Below are 18,942 nucleotides of genomic sequence, written 5' to 3'. Positions count from 1 at the left end.
CTGGCCGGCGCGCCGATGCCCGCCGGGCGAGTCTGCTCCCCCCGGCATGGCTCCAGCCCCGGCAGCGGGGGACAACGGACTCAGTCACGGGCGTACTTCATGTGCAGGTGCGGCATCCACTGGCCCTGGCGGATCGCTCCCTCGATCGCGTCGCGGGTCTGCTGCAGGGCAGGCAGGATCTCGCCGACTGCGCGCTCCGCGGCTTGCTCGCTGAATTGCATGCTGACGTTGAGCCCGGCGACGACGCGACCGTTGCCAGCGCGCACCGGCACGGCGATCGAACACAGCCCGAGTTCGAGTTCCTGCGAGGTCAGCGCATAACCCTGCACACGCACGCGCTTGAGCGCACGCTTGAGTTCGGCCGCGTTGCGCACGGTGTGCGCGGTGTAGGCGCGGAATTCGATGCCCTTGATCCAGGCGTCGAGATCCTCATCATCGAAGTCGGCGAGGATGACCCGCCCCAGCGACGCCGTGAATGCCGGCAGGCGCGCGCCGACGCCGAGGGCGATGCGCATGATCCGGCGCACCGGCACGCGCAGCACGTAGACCACGTCGGCGCCATCGAGCACGGCCAGCGAGCAGGATTCCTGGACGCGCTGCGAGAGCTGCTCCATGGCCTGCTGGGCGAGTTCGCTGAGATCGAGCGAGGAGAGATAGCTGTAGCCGAGTTCGAGCACGCGCGGGGTCAGGAAGAAGCTGCGTCCGCGACTGCCGACGTAGCCGAGGTGCTGCAGGGTCAGCAGGCTGCGCCGCGCCGCCGCGCGCGAAAGTCCGCTGCGTTCGGCGACCTCGCTCAGGCTCGGACTGGACAGCTCGTGACCGAACACGCTGAGCACGCGCAGGCCGCGTGCAAGCGACTGCACATAGTCGGGTCCCTGCTCGAAAGCGCTCGTGGCCATCGCCTCCCCGGTCCGGTTGACAGGTCGAGCCTATTCGGATTCCAATGGGTTCGCAATACGAATTAATGTGCGCAGATCGCACATTTTCTCTGGAGTGTCGATTGAGCGACGAGCGCGCCAGCGTTCTGCACAGTTGGTGCGTGCAGTCGGAGTGGCAGGCACCGACCATCACCGGCGGCCGCGGAGCGCGCTTGTTCGACAGCGATGGGCGCAGCTATCTCGACATGAGCAGCCTGGCCGAATGCAGCAACCTCGGCCACCAGCATCCGCGCCTGGTCGAGGCGATCCGCGAGCAGGCATCGCGCCTGTGCTTCGTCACCTCGGCCTGGGGCGCGCAGCCGCGGGCCGAGCTGGCCGAAGCCCTGCTCGAACTGTCAGGCTTCGCGGGCGGACGCGTGTTCTTCACCCTCGGCGGCGCCGACGCCAACGAGAACGCGGTCAAGTTCGCGCGCCAGGCCCGCGGCCTCCCGCGCGGCCAGGTGATCGCGCGCGACCGTTCCTACCACGGCGCCAGCTATGCCGGCATGGCCCTTTCCGGCGACACGCGCACGCAGGGCCAGGTCGATGCGCAGTCGTTCCAGGTCAGCCACGTGGCGCCGCCGTACGCCTACCGCTGCCCGTTCGGCAGTGCCAGCGACGCCGAGTGCGGCGAGCGCGCGGCCGCGGCGGTCGCCGCGGCGATCGACCGGCACGGTGCCGACACGGTCGCCGCCGTGCTCATGGAACCGAATGCCGGCACCAATGGCATCGTCGCGCCGGACACCTACTGGCCGGCCCTGCGCGCGCTGACGCGCGAGCGTGGCGTGTGGCTGATCGCCGACGAGGTCATGAGCGGCTTCGGTCGGTGCGGCGAATGGTTCGCCTGGCAGCGCCACGGCGAGAGCGCGCGACCGGACCTGATGACCCTGGCCAAGGGCCTGACCGGCGCGCATGTCCCGCTCGGCGCCGTGGTCGTGTCGGCGGCCGTGTCGGCCAGGCTCGAACACGAGATGCTCTACACCGGACTGACCTACTGCGGCCATCCGCTGGCCTGCGCGACCGGCCTCGCCGCGCTTGCGGCCTATCGCGACGAAGGCCTGATCGAGCGTTCGCGGCAGCTGGGTGCGTACCTGTTCGCCTGCCTGAAGGCCCTGCAGGCACGCCACCCGGTGATCGGCGACGTGCGCGGCGGACATGGCCTGTTCGCCGTGCTCGAACTGGTTGCCGACCGCGAGCGGCGCAGCGCGCTCGCACCGTGGCCGCAGACTCCGCCGGCGCTCAGGCGCCTGGTCGGCAAGGCGCTCGATGCGGGGGTCTCGCTGGCCACGCGCGGCAACCTGATCATCCTCGCACCGCCGCTCGTGATCGAAGAAAAGGAACTCGATGACGCGCTGGCCCTGCTCGACCGCCTGCTTGGCGAACTGGAGGCCCCATGAGCTTCAAGCTGACCTATGCCACGATGTTCGATCCCCCCGCCGAGCTCCATGAACGCTTCGATGCGGCCCTGGTCGAGGTCGCCTCGACACTCGGTGCGACGCATGCCCTGCACATCGATGGCGTCGACATCACCGCGGTCGAAACCGACACGCGCAGCAGCCCCATCGACGAGCGCCGCATCCTCGGGCATTTTCCGCTCGCCGACCGCACCCAGGCCCAGCACGCCATGGCCGCCGCGCAGAAGGCCTTCGCCGGCTGGCGGGCGACGCCGATGGCCGAGCGCACGCGCCTGCTGCGGCGCGTCGCCGACCTGATCGAGCAGCGCATCTACACGATTTCGGCGGCGCTCACCCTCGAAGTCGGCAAGAACCGCATGGAAGCGCTCGGCGAAGTGCAGGAGACCGCCGACTTCTTCCGCATCTACGCCGACGACTTCGAACGCCACGACGGCTTCGAACATGCCCTGCCGGATGATCCATTGAGCGGTTTCCGTTCGCGCAATCGCAGCGTGATGCGCCCGTACGGGGCCTGGGTCGTGATCGCGCCGTTCAATTTTCCGTTCGCGCTGGCCGGCGGACCTGTCGCCGCGGCCCTGGTCACCGGCAACACGGTGGTCTTCAAGAGCGCCACCGATACCCCGTGGTCGGGGCGCCTGCTCGCCGATTGCCTGCGCGACGCCGGCTTTCCGCCCGGCGTATTCAATTACCTCAATGGCCACGGCAAGGACATTGGCCAGCTCCTGGTCGAGGACCCGCACACGGCCGGCATCACCTTCACCGGTTCGTTTGCGGTCGGTTCGCGGATCGTGCGAGCCATGGCCAGCGGCGCCTATCCGCGTCCCTGTATCGCCGAAATGGGCGGCAAGAATGCCTGCATCGTCACCGCCAGCGCTGATCTCGAGCGTGCCGCGCTCGGCATCATCCGTTCCGGATTCGGCATGGGCGGGCAAAAGTGTTCGGCGCTGTCGCGCCTGTATGTGGATGCCGCGGTCGCCGACACCCTGATCGAAAAACTGGTCGAAAAGATGGCAGCGCTGCGCATCGGCGATCCCTGCCTGAGGGAAACCTGGCTGGGGCCGATGGCGACCACCAACGCATTGCGCAACTTCGGCCGCTACATTCCGAGCCTCGAGGATGACGGCAGCAGCATCCTCGCTGGCGGCCAGCGCCTGCGTGAAGGCGATCTCGAGCATGGCTACTTCGTCGCCCCGACCCTGGCCGAGGCACCGGCCGACCATCCGCTGTTCCGCGAGGAAATGTTCCTGCCAATCGTCATGCTCTGCCGCGTGCGCGATCGCGAGCAGGCCATGCGCCTGGCCAACGATTCGCCGCTCGGCCTGACCGCCGGTTGCTACGGTGATGACGATGACGTCGCCTGGTTCTTCGAAAACATCGAAGCCGGCGTCACCTACGCCAACCGCCCGCAAGGCGCGACCACCGGCGCCTGGCCGGGCTACCAGCCGTTCGGGGGCTGGAAGGGCTCGGGCTCCACCGGCAAGGCCATCGCCTCGTTCTACTACCTGGCCCAGTACCAGCGCGAACAGTCGCGCACGGTCGTGGAATGACCACGCCGCGCCACTGCAGCCTGACCGAGGCCATTGCCGAGTTCGTCGAAGACGGCATGTGCGTCGCCCTCGAAGGATTCACCCACCTGATTCCATTCGCCGCCGGCCACGAGATCATCCGCCAGCGCCGCCGCGACCTGCATCTCGTGCGCATGACACCCGATCTCGTCTACGACCAGATGATCGGCATGGGCTGCGCACGCAAGCTGAGTTTTTCCTGGGGCGGAAACCCCGGCGTCGGGTCCCTGCACCGGCTGCGCGATGCGGTCGAACGCGGCTGGCCGCAACCACTGCAACTGGACGAACACAGCCATGCCGGCATGGCCGCTGCGTTCTGCGCAGGCGCAGCGCGGCTGCCGTTCGGCCTGTTGCGTGGCTACCAGGACAACGATCTCGCCGCGCACAATCCGCGCATCCGGCACGTGCATTGCCCGTTCAGCGGCGAGCGCATCGCCGCGGTGCCGGCGCTCAATCCGGACGTGACGATCCTGCACGCACAACAGGCCGACCGCCAGGGCAATGTCGCTATCCACGGCATCGTCGGCGCCGCGCGCGAGGCCGCGCTGGCGGCCAGGACCCTGCTCGTGACGGTCGAGGAAATCGTCGATGCGTTGCCGCCGGCCATGAATGGCATCGTCCTGCCCTGGTGGGTCGTGGCCGCCGTGGTCGCCTGCCCGGGTGGCGCCTATCCGTCCTACGCGCAGGGCCATTACGCCCGCGACAACGCCTTCTACCAGCACTGGGACGAGATCGCCCGCGACCGCCAGCGCTTCCTCGCCTGGATCGACCGCCACGTGCTCGGTACCACCGATCACCGCGGCTTTCTCGACAGCCTGCACCGGGAAGCGGCATGAGCGACTGTACGCGCGACGAGTGGATGACCGTGGTCGCGGCGCGCATGCTGCGCGACCGCTGCGTCTGCTTCGTCGGCATCGGCCTGCCCAGCGCCGCCTGCAACCTGGCCCGGCTGACCCACGCGCCGGACATCGTGCTGATCTACGAATCGGGCACGATCGGCGCGCGCCCGCAGGTCCTGCCGCTGTCGATCGGCGATGGCGAGCTGGCCGAAACGGCGAGCTGCGTGGTGCCCCTGCCCGAACTGTTCAATTACTACCTGCAGGCCGGACGGGTCGATGTCGGCTTTCTCGGCGCCGCGCAGATCGATCGCCACGGCAACCTCAACAGCACGGTGATCGGTCCCTATGGCGCGCCATCGACACGCCTGCCCGGCGCCGGCGGCGCGCCGGAAATCGCGCTGCACGCACGCGAGACCTTCGTCATGCTCAAGGCCACACCGCGCAGCTTCGTCGAGCGCCTCGATTTCCGCACCACCGCAGGCCATTGCAGGGCCGCCTCCGTGCCATCCCGGAACAACGCCGGGCGCGAGGGCGTTGCGCGCGCGCCGCGCGACGAAAGCAGCCACGGACCGAGCGCGGTGATCACCGATTTCGGCGTACTGACACCGCGCGCCGATTCCGGCGAGCTGTCCCTGAGTGGCCTGTTCGGCGATGCCTCCGTCGCGGAAGCGCGGGCGGCCGTCGGTTGGCCACTGGGCGTCGCCGACCAGCTCGAACCGATCGCCCCGCCGAGTGCGTTCGAACTCGAGACGCTGCGCGGATTGCAGGCAAGGACGCGCGCGGCATATGCCCTCCCGGTGTCGATACCCGCATGAACCCCACTACCGCAATTCGCCAGGCAGGCCACCGATGAAGACATCGCACATCCGGACCCCGCTTCCCGGCCCGCGCGCGCAAGCCCTGATCGCACGCGATGCCGAGGTGATCTCGCCTTCCTATCCGCGCGACTATCCGTTCGCGATGTCGCACGGCCGCGGCACCGAGGTCTGGGACGTGGACGGCAACCGCTTCCTCGACTTCGCCGCCGGCATCGCGGTCTGCGCGACCGGCCACGCACATCCGCGCGTGGTCGAGGTAGTGCGGCAGGCCGCCGGAGAATTCCTGCACATTTCCAGCGACTACTGGCACGAGCAGATGGTCGGCCTCGGCGAACGCCTGGCGCGCCTGGCGCCAATGCGCACACTGGCCGGCGAGGCGGCGATGAGCTTCCTCTGCCAGTCCGGCACCGAGGCCGTCGAAGGCGCGATCAAGCTGGCCCGCTATGTAACCCGGCGCCCGCGCTTCATCGGATTCCTTGGCGGCTTCCACGGCCGCAGCATGGGCTCACTGTCGTTTACCTCGAGCAAGTACACCCAGCAGCTCGGCTTCGCTCCGACCATGCCTGGGGTGACCCACGTGCCCTACCCCGATCCGTATCGCCCCCTGTTCGCCGGCGCCGACCAGGGCCAGGCCGTGCTCGACTACATCGGCCTGCTGTTCGAACGCAGCGTGCCGGCCGCCGAAGTCGCCGCGATCCTGGTCGAGCCGATCCAGGGCGAAGGCGGCTACATCGTGCCACCGGACGGTTTCCTCGCCGGCCTGCGCGCCCTCTGCGACCGCCATGGCATCCTGTTGATCTTCGACGAAGTGCAGTCCGGCGTCGGCCGCACCGGCCGGATGTTCGCTTGCGAGCACTGGGGCGTGGCGCCCGACATCCTGACCTCGGCCAAGGGTCTCGGATCGGGCCTGCCGATCGGCGCGGTGGTCGCAAAGAAGTCGATCATGGCGCAATGGAAGCGCGGCGCCCACGGCAACACCTACGGCGGCAATCCGATCGCCTGCGCCGCGGCCAACGCGACCCTCGACCTGGTCGAGGGTGGCTTTGCCGAAAACGCAGCCACGGTCGGCGCGCATTTCATGGATCGGCTCGGCGAACTGGCGCGCAGGTATCCCTGCATCGGCGAAGTGCGCGGGCGCGGCCTGATGATCGGCCTGGAACTGATCGGGACCGACGGCAGCCGCAAGCCGGCACGCGCACTCTGCGATGCGGTGATCACGCGTGCCTTCCACAACGGCCTGCTGCTGCTCTCCTGCGGGGCCAGCACGGTGCGCTTCATGCCGCCCCTGAATACGAGCGTCGCCGAAGTCGACGAAGCGGTCGAACTGCTCGACGCCAGCCTCGAAGAGGCGCTGGTCGGCAGCCATGACCCGGCCTGAACCCGTCCGCCGCGATGGCGCGCCGGCCCGCAACGCGTGGCGGACGACGCTCGCCGTTCTGCTGCTCGCTGTCGGCACCAGCGCCAGCGCCGATCGCGCGCCGGTCCTCGGCCAGGTCGATCTGCCGCACAGCTATTACTGGCGCGAACTGTACCTGCCGCAGCTGACCACCGGGCCGTCGTCGGCCGCCTTCCTGCCGGACGGCGAAGAACTGGTCTACAGCATGGCTGGTTCGCTATGGCGCCAGCGCATCGACAGTGACAGCGCAGTCGAGCTGACCCACCCCAATGGCGCCTACGACTACCAGCCCGACGTCGCCAGCGATGGACGCAGCGCCGTGTTTGTCCGCTATGACGGCCAGGCCCTGCGCCTGTGGCGCATCGATCTCGAATCCGGCCGACAGTCGGCCCTGACCACGGGCAATGCGGTCGATGTCGAACCGCGCCTGTCGCCGGATGGCCGGCGGCTGGCCTGGGTCGGCACCGAAGGCAGCGGACATTTCAACCTTTTCATCGCCGACATCGACGCGGCCGGCCTGCACAACGCACGTCCGTTGTTGGCTGCGCGCAAGAGCGCGATCGATCGCTACTACTACTCGGCCTGGGACCACGCGATCAATCCGTCCTGGTCGCCCGATGGCCGCTCTCTGGTTTTCGTCGGCAACCCCGAGGTCGCCTGGGGCAGCGGTGATATCTACGCCGTGGCGATCGACGACCCGGACCATCCACGACGCATCCTCGGCGAGGAAACGAGCTGGAACGCGCACCCGGAAATCGCGCCGGATGGCCGGCGCGTGCTTTTTTCGAGCTATCACGGCCGCCAGACGCAGCAGTTGTGGCTGACCACCCTCGACGGCGCCGCGCCGCTGCCGCTGAGCTTCGGCGACTTCGACCGCCGCAACGCCCGCTGGTCGCCCGACGGCAAACGCATCGCCGGCATCGACAACCGCTCCGGCAACACCGAACTGCGCGTCCTCGAGGTCGTCGGCGGCGCGACCACGCGGGTCGCCGCAAACCAGCGCAAGACCCTCTCGGCGCAGGCGCAACTCGTTCTCGACATCGCCGACGCTGATGGCCAGGCGGTGCCGGCTCGGGTCAGCGTGATCGGCAGCGACGGTCGCGCGCATGCGCCGGCCGACGCCTGGATGCACGCCGACGACGGCTTCGACCGCAAACGGCAGCCGTTCGAGACCCAATATTTCCATTGCCAGCCGCCTTGCACGATCGATGTTCCGGCCGGGGCGGTCAGCGTGTCGGTGCGGCGCGGGTTTGCCAGCCAGCCATGGCAGACCAGGACCACCGCCACGGCCGGCCGGCAAACCCGCCTGCAGGCCCGACTGGCCGGGCATGCGCTGCCCGAGGCGTTCGGCAACTGGATCAGTGCCGACCTGCACGTGCACATGAACTATGGCGGCCACTACCGCAACACGCCGGAGAACCTGGTCCGCCAGGCCCGCGCCGAAGATCTCGACGTGGTCTTCAACCTGATCGTCAACAAGGAAGAGCGCATTCCCGACATCGACCGCTTCCGCACCGACGTCGACCCCGCCAGCACCGCGCAGACCCGGCTCTGGCATGCTCAGGAATACCACAGCAGCTTCTGGGGCCATCTCGGCCTGCTCCAGCTCGACGACCATCTGCTGCTGCCGGATTTCGCCAGTTATCGGCATACCGCGATGGCCAGCCCGTACCCGCACAACGGCATCGTCGCCGACCTCGCCCACGCCCAGCATGCCCTGGTCGGCTACGTGCATCCGTACGACACACTGCCGGACCCGACCAACGACGCGGGGCTGAGCCACCAGTTGCCCGCCGACGTGATCAACGGCAAGGTCGACTATCTCGAAGTGGTCGGTTTCTCGGACCACAAGACGACCGCCGCGGTCTGGTACCGCCTGCTCAACCTCGGCTTCCATCTGGCTGCCGGCGCCGGCACCGATGCGATGGCCAATTACGCCTCGCTGCGCGGACCGGTCGGCCTCAATCGCGTCTTCCTCGACACCGGCGGCCAGCGTGACGCCACCGCGATCGCCACCGCGCTCAAGGGCGGCCACGGCTTCGTCAGCAACGGGCCATTGCTCGGCCTGATCGTCGATGGCGGCAAGCCGGGCGACACCGTGGCCCTGGCCAGGACCACGCGCTACCGCATCGCCCTGCGTTCGCCGGTCGCGATCGACCATCTCGAACTCGTGCACAACGGCGCCGTGGTCAGGCGCTTCACGCTGACCGGAGAACGCCGCGATTTCGATGCCGAGGGCTCGCTGAACCTGGCCGACGGTGGCTGGCTGCTGCTGCGCGCCTGGAACGAGGCTGCCGATCCGGGCGTGCTCGACCTGTATCCCTACGCGACGACCAATCCGGTCTGGCTCGGCGACAACGTACGCGCCGCGAGCGCCGGCGCCGATGCCACCTGGTTCGCCGACTGGCTCGGGCGCAGCCTGGCCGTGGTCGCGGCGCGTGAGGACTTCAATACCGCGGAAGAGAAGACGGCCACGCTGGCCTATCTGGCGGCAGCCCGCGACGCCTACCGGAAGATCGCCGACGAAGCGGAGTCCCTACCCTCGCCATGAAACGAATCGCCTGCCTGTTGATGGTCTGTGTCGTCTGCATCGCCCATGCCGACGAGGACACCCTGTTCCAGCCGGCCGACCTGAGCCGCATCGCCGACCTCGGCGATCCGGCCCTGTCGCACGATGGCAACTGGGTCGCCTACACGATCAGCAGCGCCAACGCGGACGACGACCAGAGCCATTCCGACCTCTGGCGCGTGCGCTACGACGGCAGCCAGCGCATCCAGCTGACGCACACACCCGACAGCAACGAATGGCGGCCGCGCTGGTCGAACGACGGCGCCTGGGTCGCCTTCCTGTCCAATCGCCCGCGCGATGCCGACGCGTCGAGTGACGACGCGACGACCCAGGTCTGGCTGATGCCGGCCCATGGCGGTGAAGCCCGGCGCCTGACCGATTTCGCCGACGGTGTCGAGGATTTCGTCTGGTCGCCCGATGCGAAACAGCTGGCCGTGATCGCGATCGACCCCGAGTTTCCGGCCGATACGGAGAAGCCGAAGAACCCGCCGCCGATCGTCACCGAACGTTATCAGTTCAAGGAAGATGGAGCTGGCTATCTCGATGCACGACGCAAGCACCTCTACTTGTTCGACATCGCCAGCGGCAAGGCCGAACTTCTGACCCCCGGCGCGCATGACGAACAGCTGCCGGCGTGGTCGCCCGACGGCAAGACCATCGCCTACGTGACCAAGCGCGGCGCCGATCCGGATCGCCACCTGAACTACGACATCTACCTGATAGCGCCGAAGGCCGGAGCACCGGAGCGGCAGCTGACCACGTTCCCGGGCGCCGACCTCGATCCCTACTGGGAAACCTATCCGGCCTGGAGTCCGGACAGCACGCGCATCGCCTACCTGCAGAGTGGCGAAGACAAGTGGGTCTACTACGCGCCGTGGCAACTGGCGGTGATCGATGTGGCCAGCGGCAAGTCCCGCATTCCGGCACCGATCGACCGCTGCTTCACGCACCCGCGCTGGGCGGCCGACGGACGCCACATCTTCGCCCTGGTCGAGCAGAGCCTGGTCACCCATGTCGCCCGCATCGACCTCGCCGACGGCACGCTTGCCGAACTCGACCACGGCGCCCGCTTCGACTACGACCTCGACGTCGCCGGCAAGGACCGCATCGTCGTGCTCGGCGGCGACGACCTGCATCCCTACGCACTGGCCGCGGTCGAAGCGAACGGCCTGCGCGCGCTCGGCGATCACAACGCCTGGCTGGACAAAAAGACCCTGGCGAAGGCCGAGGCGATCCGTTTCGACAGCGCCGACGGCACCGCGATCGAGGGCCTGCTGGTCAAGCCGGTCGGTTACCGGCCCGGCACGCGCTACCCGACCATCGTGCGCCTGCACGGCGGGCCGGTGTACCAGTTCAGCCGCGAATTCATGGCCGACTGGCAGGTCTATGCGGCGAACGGGTTTGCGGTCCTTGCGATCAATCCGCGCGGCAGCTCGGGACGCGGCTTCGATTTTGCCCGCGCGATCTACGCCGACTGGGGCAACAAGGACGTGCAGGACGTGCTCGCCGGCGTCGACCATGTCGTGAAACTCGGAATCGCCGACCCTGCGCGACTGGGGGTCGGTGGCTGGAGCTACGGCGCGATCCTGACCAATGCCGTGATCGCCAGCGACGCGCGCTTCAAGGCCGCGGTCAGCGGTGCCGGCGCATCGAACATGTATGCGATGTACGGGCACGACCAGTACATCCGCGAATACACGCTCGAGCTCGGATCGCCGTGGAAGGATCGCGCGCTGTATGACCGCGCCAGCTTTCCGTTCCTGAGTGCCGGGCGCATCACCACGCCGACCCTGTTCCAGTGCGCGGAAAAGGATTTCAACGTGCCCTGTCTCGGCGCCGAACAGATGTACCAGGCCCTGCGCGAGCGCGATGTGCCGACTCGGCTTGTCATCTATCCGGGCGAGAACCACGGGCTTTCGATACCGAGCTACCTGCGTGATCGCATGCAACGCAACCTGGCCTGGTACCAGCACTTCCTCAGGCCATGAGTGCGATCACTGCCGGCGCGGCCCGTGGCAATCGATGCGTGCACGACGCCGTTCAGGCGCGAGCCGCTGGCCGGGGCGATCCTGCCGCCGGGTCGGGGCTATTTCCTATAGCGCCCGAAGCGCTTGAGCAGGCGCACGAGGTCGCGATGCGGAATCGCCTTGGCGTAGTGCCCGCCCTCGCCCTTCATGTCGCGCGCGGCGACCATCGCATTGACGATGGCCTCCTCGGTCGCCTGCACGGTCGCTTCGAACAGCGCATCGAGATCGTCGTTGCCGATGTAGCTGACCTGCCCCAGCGCACCGTTCTTGAACGGTTCTGCGTTGGCGGTCGAGAATGCAATGAAGATGTCTCCCGAGCCGTTGCCGGCATAGCTGCCCATGCGCGCGAGGCCCATGCCGGCGCGCTTCGCCACGCGCCTGAGCTGGTGCGGCAGCAGCGGCGCATCGGTGGCGACCACGACGATGATCGAGCCGGTGTCGCCGATCAGTTTCGGATCGGTGTAGATGCGGTCGTTGCGCAGGTACTGCCCGACCGGCACACCGGCGATGCGCAATGGATCGCGCACGCCGTAGTTGGCCTGCACGAGCGCGCCGACCAGATACGCATTGTCGCGAATCTCGATTTTCCGCGACGCCGTGCCGATACCGCACTTGAACTCGTGGCAGATCATGCCGGTGCCGCCGCCGACATTGCCTTCCTCGACCGGGCCGCCGCGGGCCGTGGCCAGGGCCAGGGTCACGTGCTCGGGCTTGACGTGGAATCCATTGATGTCGTTGAGGTGGCCATCCCAGGTCTCGGCCACCACCGGCAGCGACCACCAGTAGCCCGATGCATCGGCACCGCCGGCATGCACGCGCTCGGCGATCACGGCATCGCGGACCACGCCGACGCTGTGCGTGTTGGTCAACATGACCGGGCCTTCGAGCTGGCCCGACTCGTCGATCCACGCCGTGCCGGTCATCTCGCCATTGCCGTTGAGGGCGAACCAGCCGGCGAACACCGGGCTGCTGGCGCTGGCCTTGCCGCGCGGCAGGATCGCGGTGACTCCGGTGCGCACCTTGTGGCCATCGGCCAGATCCTCGATCAGGGTGACCTGGCCAACCGTGACGCCTGCGACGTCGGTGATCGCATCGAGCGGCCCCGGCTTGCCCTCGAACGGCACGCCGAGGTCGCGGGCGCGCGGCTCGGCTGCGGACGCCAGCGCGCAAATCGCGTACAACGCGAGAACACAGACAGAACGGGCCATCGGCGTCTCCGCTTTGCAGGGGCCAGGCCTGAATCCTACAACGATACGAGCCACGCGCATGCCAACCGTTGAATCCTTTGTTGACCTGGAACACGCACATGCGCTGCCGGCGCGCTACTACTTCGGCGAAGCCATGCTCGGGCGTGAGCACGAGGCGGTGTTCGCGCGCAGCTGGCAGCTGGTCGGCCACCGCGCACAGCTCGCCGAGCCGGGCGACCATATCGTCGAGACCATCGGCAAGGTTCCGATCCTCGTCGTCCGCGGCAAGGATGGCGTGCTGCGCGCATTCCCGAACGTCTGCCGCCATCGCGCCGGGCCGCTGGCCCTGTGCAACGGCAAGGGCGCCAATGCGCTGCACTGCAAGTACCACGGCTGGACCTATACCCTCGAAGGCCAGTTGCGCAGTGCGCCCGAGATGCAGGACGCCAAGGATTTCGAAGTCGCCGACATCCGCCTGCCGCCGCTGCGCGTGCACGAATGGCAGGGACTCGTGTTCGTCGCCCTCGATGCCGGCGTCGCGCCGTTCGAGGAAGTCTACGCTGGCATCGTCGAACGCATCGCACCGATCGACCTCGGCGCGATGCGCTACCTGCGTCGGGAAACCTACGACATCGCCTGCAACTGGAAGGTCTACATCGACAACTTCCTCGAGGGCTACCACCTGCCCCATGTCCATCCGGGCCTGTGCAAGGTGCTCGACTACCGCGCCTACGACACCGAGCTGTTCCCGTGGCAGATCCTGCAGACCTCGCCCTTGCGCGACAGCGGCGAGATCTATGGCGAGGGCGAGGCCTTCTACTACCAGATCTATCCGAACACCATGCTCAACATCATGCCGGGCCGCCTGCAGACCAACCGCGTGCTCCCGCTCGGACCCGGCCGTTGCCGCGTCGAGTTCGACTTCTACTATGCCCAGGACGACAAGGCGCAATCGCGCATCGCCCGCGATGCCGAGTTCAGCGACGAGGTGCAGCTCGAGGATGTCGCGATCTGCGAGGCCGTGCAGCACGGACTCGCCTCGGGCACCTACGATGCCGGGCGGCTCTGCCCGAAGCGCGAAAGCGGCGTCTGGCATTTCCACAACCTGCTGCGCGCGGCCTATGCGCATGGAGAAAACGACGCATGAAGATGTTCGCGACGCTTGCCTGCCTGCTCATCGCCTGCACCCAGCCAATGGCGTCGGCCGCCCCCGCCGCCGGCAACCTTATCGTGCGCGCCGGCCACGTGCTCGATGTCGAGACCGGCAAGGTGCTGGTCGATCAGGACATCCGCATCGAGGACGGCCGCATCCGCTCGATCGCGCCGCATGCAGCAGGACAGCCCGGGGGGACACCGCGCCTCGACTGGAGCACCCTTTACGTCGTGCCGGGCCTGATGGACATGCACACCCATCTCGCCGATGAGGGCCAGACCGCCGATCCGGCTGCGCCGCTGCACAGCACGCCGGCGCGCGATGCCTTCATCGGCGCCAACAACGCGCGCGTGACCCTGCAAGCCGGCTTCACCACGGTGCGCGATGTCGGCGTCTACCGCGGCTTTGCCGACGTCGCCCTTCGTGATGCGATCAACGCGGGCCGGGTCCCCGGTCCGCGCATGTTCGTCGCCGGCGCCTACATCACGATCACCCACGGTGGCGGCGAGATCACCGGCCTCAAGCCCGGCACCGTGGTGCCCGAGGAATTCCGTCGCGGCGTGGCCAATTCGGAAGCGGAGGTACGGCAGAAGGTCAACGCCGTGCTCGACGGCGGCGCCGACTTCATCAAGGTCATCGCCACCGGTGCGGTGCTGACCGCCGGCACCGAGCCGGGCCAGTCCGAGTACACCGAAGCGGAAATCCGCGCCGCAGTCGAGGAGGCGGCCAAGCGCGGCACCTTCGTCGCCGCCCACGCGCATGGCGCCGAAGGCATCAAGCGTGCCGTGCGCGCCGGCGTGCGCTCGATCGAGCACGGCTCGCTGATCGACGACGAAGGCATCGCCCTGATGAAGGAGCACGGCACCTGGCTCGATGCCGACATCTACAACGGCGACTACATCGACACGGTCGGTCGCCAGCAGGGCTGGTCGGCCGAGATCCTGCGCAAGAACACCGAAACCACCGAGGCGCAGCGCGAAGGCTTCCGCAAGGCGGTCAAGGCCGGGGTGCGGATCAGTTTCGGCACCGATGCCGGAGTCTATCCTTATGGCGATGACGCGCTGCAGTTTCCCTACATGGTCCGTTACGGCCTGACCCCGCTGCAGTCGATCCAGTCGGCGACGATCGACAGCGCGCGCCTGCTCGGCAAGGAAAAGGACCTCGGCTCGATCACGGTCGGCAAGCGCGCCGACCTCGTCGCGGTCGCCTGCGATCCGCTCAAGGATGTGGCCTGCCTGAGTCGGGTGCGCGGCGTCATCAAGGATGGTGAACCGGTCTGCCTCGACGATGCTCCGCGCGAATCGACACATGCCCCCGTCGTCCCTGCGCAGGCAGGGACCCAGTGACTTCGCTACACCCAGGGATACCTGGAACGGCAACCACAGCGCGTACGCACGTCCGCCATGGCGGTTGATCCCGCTCTATCGAAACCGGAGGCCCAGTCATGAACGAAACGAAGAAGATCGGCATCTGGACCTGCACTGCCCTGGTCGTCGGCAACGTCATCGGCATGGGCATCTTCCTGTTGCCCGCCTCGCTTGCGCCGTTCGGCTTCAACGCCCTGATCGGCTGGGGCATCGTCATCGTCGGCTGCCTGACCCTGGCCCGCGTCTTTTCGCATCTGGCCCGCGCCATGCCCGACGCCGACGGACCCTATGGCTACATTCGCCAGACACTCGGCGATCTGCCGGCCTACATGGCCATGTGGGCCTACTGGATCTCATGCTGGCTGTCGAACGCCGCCATCGCCACCGGCGTGGTCGGCTACATCGCGATCGTTTTTCCGCAGGCCGATGCGATGCAGCCGGCCTTGCTCGCCCTGCTGCTGTTGTGGTCGATGGTCGTGGTCAACCTGTTCGGCGTGCGCACCGGCGGCGCCGTGCAGATCGTTACCACGGTGCTCAAGCTGCTGCCGATGGTCGCCATTGCGATCCTCGGCGCCTGGGTGTTGCTGACGACGCCGGAAAGCTATGTCGCCCACCCGCCCACTGCACCGATCACGCTCGGCGGCGTGATGGCGGCGATGACGATCGCCCTGTTCGCGATGCTCGGTTTCGAGTCCGCCAGCGTGCCGGCGTCGCGCGTCGAAGATCCCGCTCACACGGTTCCTCGCGCGACCATGATCGGTACCGTGATCGTCGCCGTCGTCTACATCATCGTTTCCACCGTACCGCTGCTACTGATTCCGGAAGGCGAACTGGCCGAGGCCGGCGCGCCGTTCGCGCTGCTCATGGAGCGCTTCGGCCAAGTCGGTTCAGGCCGCTGGCTGGCCCTGTTCGTCGTCGTCAGCGGTCTTGGTGCGCTCAACGGCTGGACCCTGCTGGTTGGTGAAATGACCCGGACCATGGCCATCAACGGCGTCCTGCCGAATGTGCTCTCGCGCAACAACCGCCGCGGCGCGCCGATGTTCGCGCTGCTGCTGTCCGGGGCGCTGGGTTCGCTGATGATCGCCATGAGCTACAGCCAGTCGCTGGTTGCCGCCTTCACCTTCCTCACCCGCGTGGTGACGGCGGCCAACCTGCCTCTCTATCTGGCCTGTTCGCTGGGTCTGATCGCGTTGTGCCGTCGCGGCGCCGGGCATGGCACGGGTCGAGCCGTACTGGCGTCTGCCGTCATCGGTCTGGCCTTCGTGATCTTCGCCTTCGTCGGGATAGGCGGTGAGCCGTTCCTCTATGCGTTGGGCCTCATCGCGGCAGGCCTGCCGCTCTATGCATGGATGCGCATGCACCGCAAAATGGCCGACCCCATCAAGATCTGAACCGCATGCGCGACCCCCGTTACGACATTCTCTTCACCCCGGTACGGATCGGCCCGGTCACCGCGAAGAACCGCTTCTTCCAGGTTCCGCACTGCAACGGCATGGGCCATGCCATGCCGCTGGCCCACGCGGCCATGCGCGAGGTCAAGGCCGAGGGCGGCTGGGCCGTGGTCTCGACCGAGGAATGCGAAATCCATCCGAGCGGTGATTTGACGCCTTACGTCGAGGCGCGCCTGTGGGACGACCGCGACATCCCGGCCCTGGCCCTGATGTGCGACCGGGTTCATGCACATGGCGCGCTGGCCGCGCTCGAACTGACCCACAACGGACCGACCGCCTCGAACCTGTATTCGCGCGAGGTCCTGATCGGGCCGTCGCACCAGCCGTCCAAGTACGGCTATCCGTCGCAGGCGCGGGCGATGACGCGCCACGACATCCGCGAGTACCGGCGCTGGCATCGCGAGGCGGCGATCCGCGGCAAGCGCGCCGGCATGGACATCATTTACGTCTATGCGGCGCATGACCTTTCGCTGGCCATGCACTTCCTGCAACGCCGGCGCAACCAGCGCAGCGACGAGTACGGCGGCTCGCTGGAGAATCGCGTACGCCTGTTGCGCGAAGTGCTCGAAGACACCAGGGATGCCGTCGGCGACACCTGCGGCGTGGCCCTGCGCTTCGCCACCGAGGAACTGCTCGGTGCCAACGGCGTCGAGATCTCCGAAGCGCGCGACATCGTCGCGATGCTGGCCGAACTACCCGACCTCTGGGACGTCAACGTCGCCGCCTGGTACAACGATTCGATCCCCTCGCGCTTCGCCGCCGAGGGCGCCCAGGAACCGTTCATCGATTTCGTCAAGAAGACCACGAGCAAGCCCGTGGTTGGCGTCGGCCGTTTCACCTCACCTGACACCATGGTCGCGCAGATCCGCCGCGGCGTCCTCGACATGATCGGCGCCGCGCGCCCCTCGATCGCCGATCCATTCCTGCCCAGGAAAATCGAGGAAGGTCGCATCGAAGACATCCGCGAATGCATCGGCTGCAACATCTGCGTCTCGGGCGACATGACCACTTCGCCGATCCGCTGCACGCAGAATCCGACCATGGGCGAGGAGTGGCGGCGCGACTGGCATCCCGAACGCATTGCGCCGAAACGCTCGCCCAGGCGCGTCCTCGTCGTCGGCGCCGGCCCGGCAGGACTCGAAGCGGCGCGCGCGCTCGGCCAGCGCGGTTACGAAGTCAACGTCGCCGAGGCAAGCACGGAACTCGGCGGTCGGGTCACCCGCGAAGCGCGACTGCCCGGGCTCGCCGAATGGGCCCGCGTGCGCGACTGGCGCATCGGCCAGATCAACAAGCTGGCCAATGTTGGCGTGTATCTCGATTCGATGCTGAGCGCGCAGGATGTGCTCGACTTCGGCGCCGAACATGTCGTGCTCGCCACCGGCTGCCACTGGCGCCGCGACGGCTACGGCCGCAGCCATGGGTCGGCCATTGCCGGCTTCACCGACAACCCGCGCGTGTTCACGCCCGACGACCTGATGGATGGCCACCTGCCGGAAGGGCGCGTGGTCGTGCTCGATGACGACGGCTTCTACCTGTCCAGCGTGGTCGCCGAATTGCTGCACAAGCAGGGTTGCGAGGTCACCTGGCTGACCCCGGACGACCAGCTTGCCCCATGGAGCATGCACACGCTCGACTACCGGCACATCCGCAAGCGTATCGCCGAACTCGGCATCGGGACCCTGGTCTCGCATGCAGTGCTCGACTACTCGGATACCCGCCTCACGCTCGAGAATGTCTGGAACCACTCGCGCATCGAACGCGAATGCGATGCCGTAGTCACCATCACCGCACGCATCCCGAACGACGCGCTGCACCAGGCGCTGCTGCTGCGCGGATCCGAATGGTCCGACGCCGGCATCCAGGCCGTCCGCTGCATTGGCGACGCCGAAGCCCCGGGCCTGATCGCCCACGCCGTCTACGCCGGGCATCGCTATGCGCGCGAGCTCGAGGAGCCGGAGACCGGCGAGGTTGTCTTCAAGCGGCATTTTCACACTGCCCGGGAGACGGACTTGCTGGCCGGGCAGTCGGACTGAATTGTTGGCCCTGGTTTCGTTCGATTCGGCCTTTCCGGGCGCCTCGATGGGTGACATGAGGCGCATCGCGCCTGGAATGCAGTTGGGCTCTGCTTGTGGTGTCGGCGTGCCGATGCGCACGATTGCTTGAAGGCGTGAGGTAGAACTCGGCGCCCCAGGCCTACGTGAAATTGCACAGCGATTCGCGATGCATCCTATTGAGGAA

General features: G+C 67.6%; 13 protein-coding genes. 11 read left to right on the top strand and 2 right to left on the bottom strand.

Features of this window, described 5'->3' with window-relative positions; genetic code table 11:
* Window positions 1-80: 80 nt before the first annotated feature.
* Complete coding sequence (locus tag BM125_RS07435; protein ID WP_092406508.1) at window positions 81-899, bottom strand: IclR family transcriptional regulator domain-containing protein; 819 nt, start codon at window positions 897-899, stop codon at window positions 81-83.
* A 101-nt stretch (window positions 900-1,000) separates the two neighbouring features.
* Here BM125_RS07435 and BM125_RS07430 point away from each other — a divergent pair, with 101 nt between their 5' ends.
* The 7 genes from BM125_RS07430 to BM125_RS07400 are packed head-to-tail and all read left to right on the top strand — an operon-like array spanning window position 1,001 to window position 11,507.
* Window positions 1,001-2,314, top strand: a complete 1,314-nt coding sequence (locus tag BM125_RS07430) for an aminotransferase family protein (RefSeq protein ID WP_092406506.1) — start codon at window positions 1,001-1,003, stop codon at window positions 2,312-2,314.
* Window positions 2,311-3,879: an aldehyde dehydrogenase family protein gene (locus BM125_RS07425; protein WP_092406504.1), complete on the top strand. Its 1,569-nt coding sequence runs from the start codon at window positions 2,311-2,313 to the stop codon at window positions 3,877-3,879. The genes BM125_RS07430 and BM125_RS07425 overlap by 4 nt, the downstream gene beginning before the upstream one ends.
* Window positions 3,876-4,733, top strand: a complete 858-nt coding sequence (locus tag BM125_RS07420) for a CoA transferase subunit A (RefSeq protein ID WP_092406502.1) — start codon at window positions 3,876-3,878, stop codon at window positions 4,731-4,733. The genes BM125_RS07425 and BM125_RS07420 overlap by 4 nt, the downstream gene beginning before the upstream one ends.
* Window positions 4,730-5,551, top strand: coding sequence for a CoA-transferase subunit beta (locus BM125_RS07415; protein WP_092406500.1), 822 nt, complete (start codon window positions 4,730-4,732; stop codon window positions 5,549-5,551). The genes BM125_RS07420 and BM125_RS07415 overlap by 4 nt, the downstream gene beginning before the upstream one ends.
* Before the next feature lie 34 nt (window positions 5,552-5,585).
* Window positions 5,586-6,932 (top strand): acetyl ornithine aminotransferase family protein, encoded by a 1,347-nt coding sequence (locus tag BM125_RS07410; RefSeq protein ID WP_092406498.1) that lies wholly within the window; start codon window positions 5,586-5,588, stop codon window positions 6,930-6,932.
* Entirely contained in the window at window positions 6,919-9,501 is a 2,583-nt protein-coding gene (locus BM125_RS07405) for a CehA/McbA family metallohydrolase (protein WP_092406496.1), read from the top strand. Before BM125_RS07410 ends, BM125_RS07405 begins: the two co-directional genes overlap by 14 nt.
* Window positions 9,498-11,507, top strand: coding sequence for a S9 family peptidase (locus BM125_RS07400; RefSeq protein WP_092406494.1), 2,010 nt, complete (start codon window positions 9,498-9,500; stop codon window positions 11,505-11,507). The genes BM125_RS07405 and BM125_RS07400 overlap by 4 nt, the downstream gene beginning before the upstream one ends.
* 98 nt (window positions 11,508-11,605) lie before the next feature.
* Here BM125_RS07400 and BM125_RS07395 read toward each other — a convergent pair whose 3' ends face one another.
* On the bottom strand, window positions 11,606-12,754 hold the full coding sequence (locus tag BM125_RS07395; RefSeq protein WP_092406492.1) for a DmpA family aminopeptidase: 1,149 nt from the start codon (window positions 12,752-12,754) through the stop codon (window positions 11,606-11,608).
* Between the two features lie 58 nt (window positions 12,755-12,812).
* Here BM125_RS07395 and BM125_RS07390 point away from each other — a divergent pair, with 58 nt between their 5' ends.
* The 4 genes from BM125_RS07390 (at window position 12,813) to BM125_RS07375 (ending at window position 18,737) form a co-directional block, all read left to right on the top strand.
* Window positions 12,813-13,880, top strand: a complete 1,068-nt coding sequence (locus BM125_RS07390) for an aromatic ring-hydroxylating oxygenase subunit alpha (RefSeq protein WP_092406490.1) — start codon at window positions 12,813-12,815, stop codon at window positions 13,878-13,880.
* On the top strand, window positions 13,877-15,232 hold the full coding sequence (locus BM125_RS07385) for a Xaa-Pro dipeptidase (protein WP_092406488.1): 1,356 nt from the start codon (window positions 13,877-13,879) through the stop codon (window positions 15,230-15,232). The genes BM125_RS07390 and BM125_RS07385 overlap by 4 nt, the downstream gene beginning before the upstream one ends.
* A gap of 98 nt (window positions 15,233-15,330) precedes the next feature.
* Window positions 15,331-16,644 carry an amino acid permease gene (locus BM125_RS07380; RefSeq protein ID WP_092406486.1) on the top strand — a complete coding sequence of 438 codons (1,314 nt, stop codon included), beginning with the start codon at window positions 15,331-15,333 and terminating at the stop codon, window positions 16,642-16,644.
* A 5-nt stretch (window positions 16,645-16,649) separates the two neighbouring features.
* Window positions 16,650-18,737, top strand: coding sequence for an oxidoreductase (locus BM125_RS07375; RefSeq protein WP_092406484.1), 2,088 nt, complete (start codon window positions 16,650-16,652; stop codon window positions 18,735-18,737).
* Window positions 18,738-18,942: the final 205 nt, after the last annotated feature.

This window comes from Dokdonella immobilis (genome assembly GCF_900115085.1).
In the GTDB taxonomy this organism is placed as follows: Bacteria; Pseudomonadota; Gammaproteobacteria; order Xanthomonadales; family Rhodanobacteraceae; genus Dokdonella; species Dokdonella immobilis.
Note: the sequence above shows the minus strand (reverse complement) of the source record. Positions and strands in the feature narration are given on the sequence as shown.

Excerpts from the sequence above, each read along its gene's own strand:
- BM125_RS07435 (WP_092406508.1), bottom strand. The coding sequence starts at position 899 with ATGGCCACGAGCGCTTTCGAGCAGGGACCCGACTATGTGCAGTCGCTT.
- BM125_RS07425 (WP_092406504.1), top strand. The coding sequence starts at position 2,311 with ATGAGCTTCAAGCTGACCTATGCCACGATGTTCGATCCCCCCGCCGAG.
- BM125_RS07420 (WP_092406502.1), top strand. The coding sequence starts at position 3,876 with ATGACCACGCCGCGCCACTGCAGCCTGACCGAGGCCATTGCCGAGTTC.
- BM125_RS07415 (WP_092406500.1), top strand. The coding sequence starts at position 4,730 with ATGAGCGACTGTACGCGCGACGAGTGGATGACCGTGGTCGCGGCGCGC.
- BM125_RS07410 (WP_092406498.1), top strand. The coding sequence starts at position 5,586 with ATGAAGACATCGCACATCCGGACCCCGCTTCCCGGCCCGCGCGCGCAA.
- BM125_RS07405 (WP_092406496.1), top strand. The coding sequence starts at position 6,919 with ATGACCCGGCCTGAACCCGTCCGCCGCGATGGCGCGCCGGCCCGCAAC.
- BM125_RS07400 (WP_092406494.1), top strand. The coding sequence starts at position 9,498 with ATGAAACGAATCGCCTGCCTGTTGATGGTCTGTGTCGTCTGCATCGCC.
- BM125_RS07395 (WP_092406492.1), bottom strand. The coding sequence starts at position 12,754 with ATGGCCCGTTCTGTCTGTGTTCTCGCGTTGTACGCGATTTGCGCGCTG.
- BM125_RS07390 (WP_092406490.1), top strand. The coding sequence starts at position 12,813 with ATGCCAACCGTTGAATCCTTTGTTGACCTGGAACACGCACATGCGCTG.
- BM125_RS07385 (WP_092406488.1), top strand. The coding sequence starts at position 13,877 with ATGAAGATGTTCGCGACGCTTGCCTGCCTGCTCATCGCCTGCACCCAG.
- BM125_RS07380 (WP_092406486.1), top strand. The coding sequence starts at position 15,331 with ATGAACGAAACGAAGAAGATCGGCATCTGGACCTGCACTGCCCTGGTC.
- BM125_RS07375 (WP_092406484.1), top strand. The coding sequence starts at position 16,650 with ATGCGCGACCCCCGTTACGACATTCTCTTCACCCCGGTACGGATCGGC.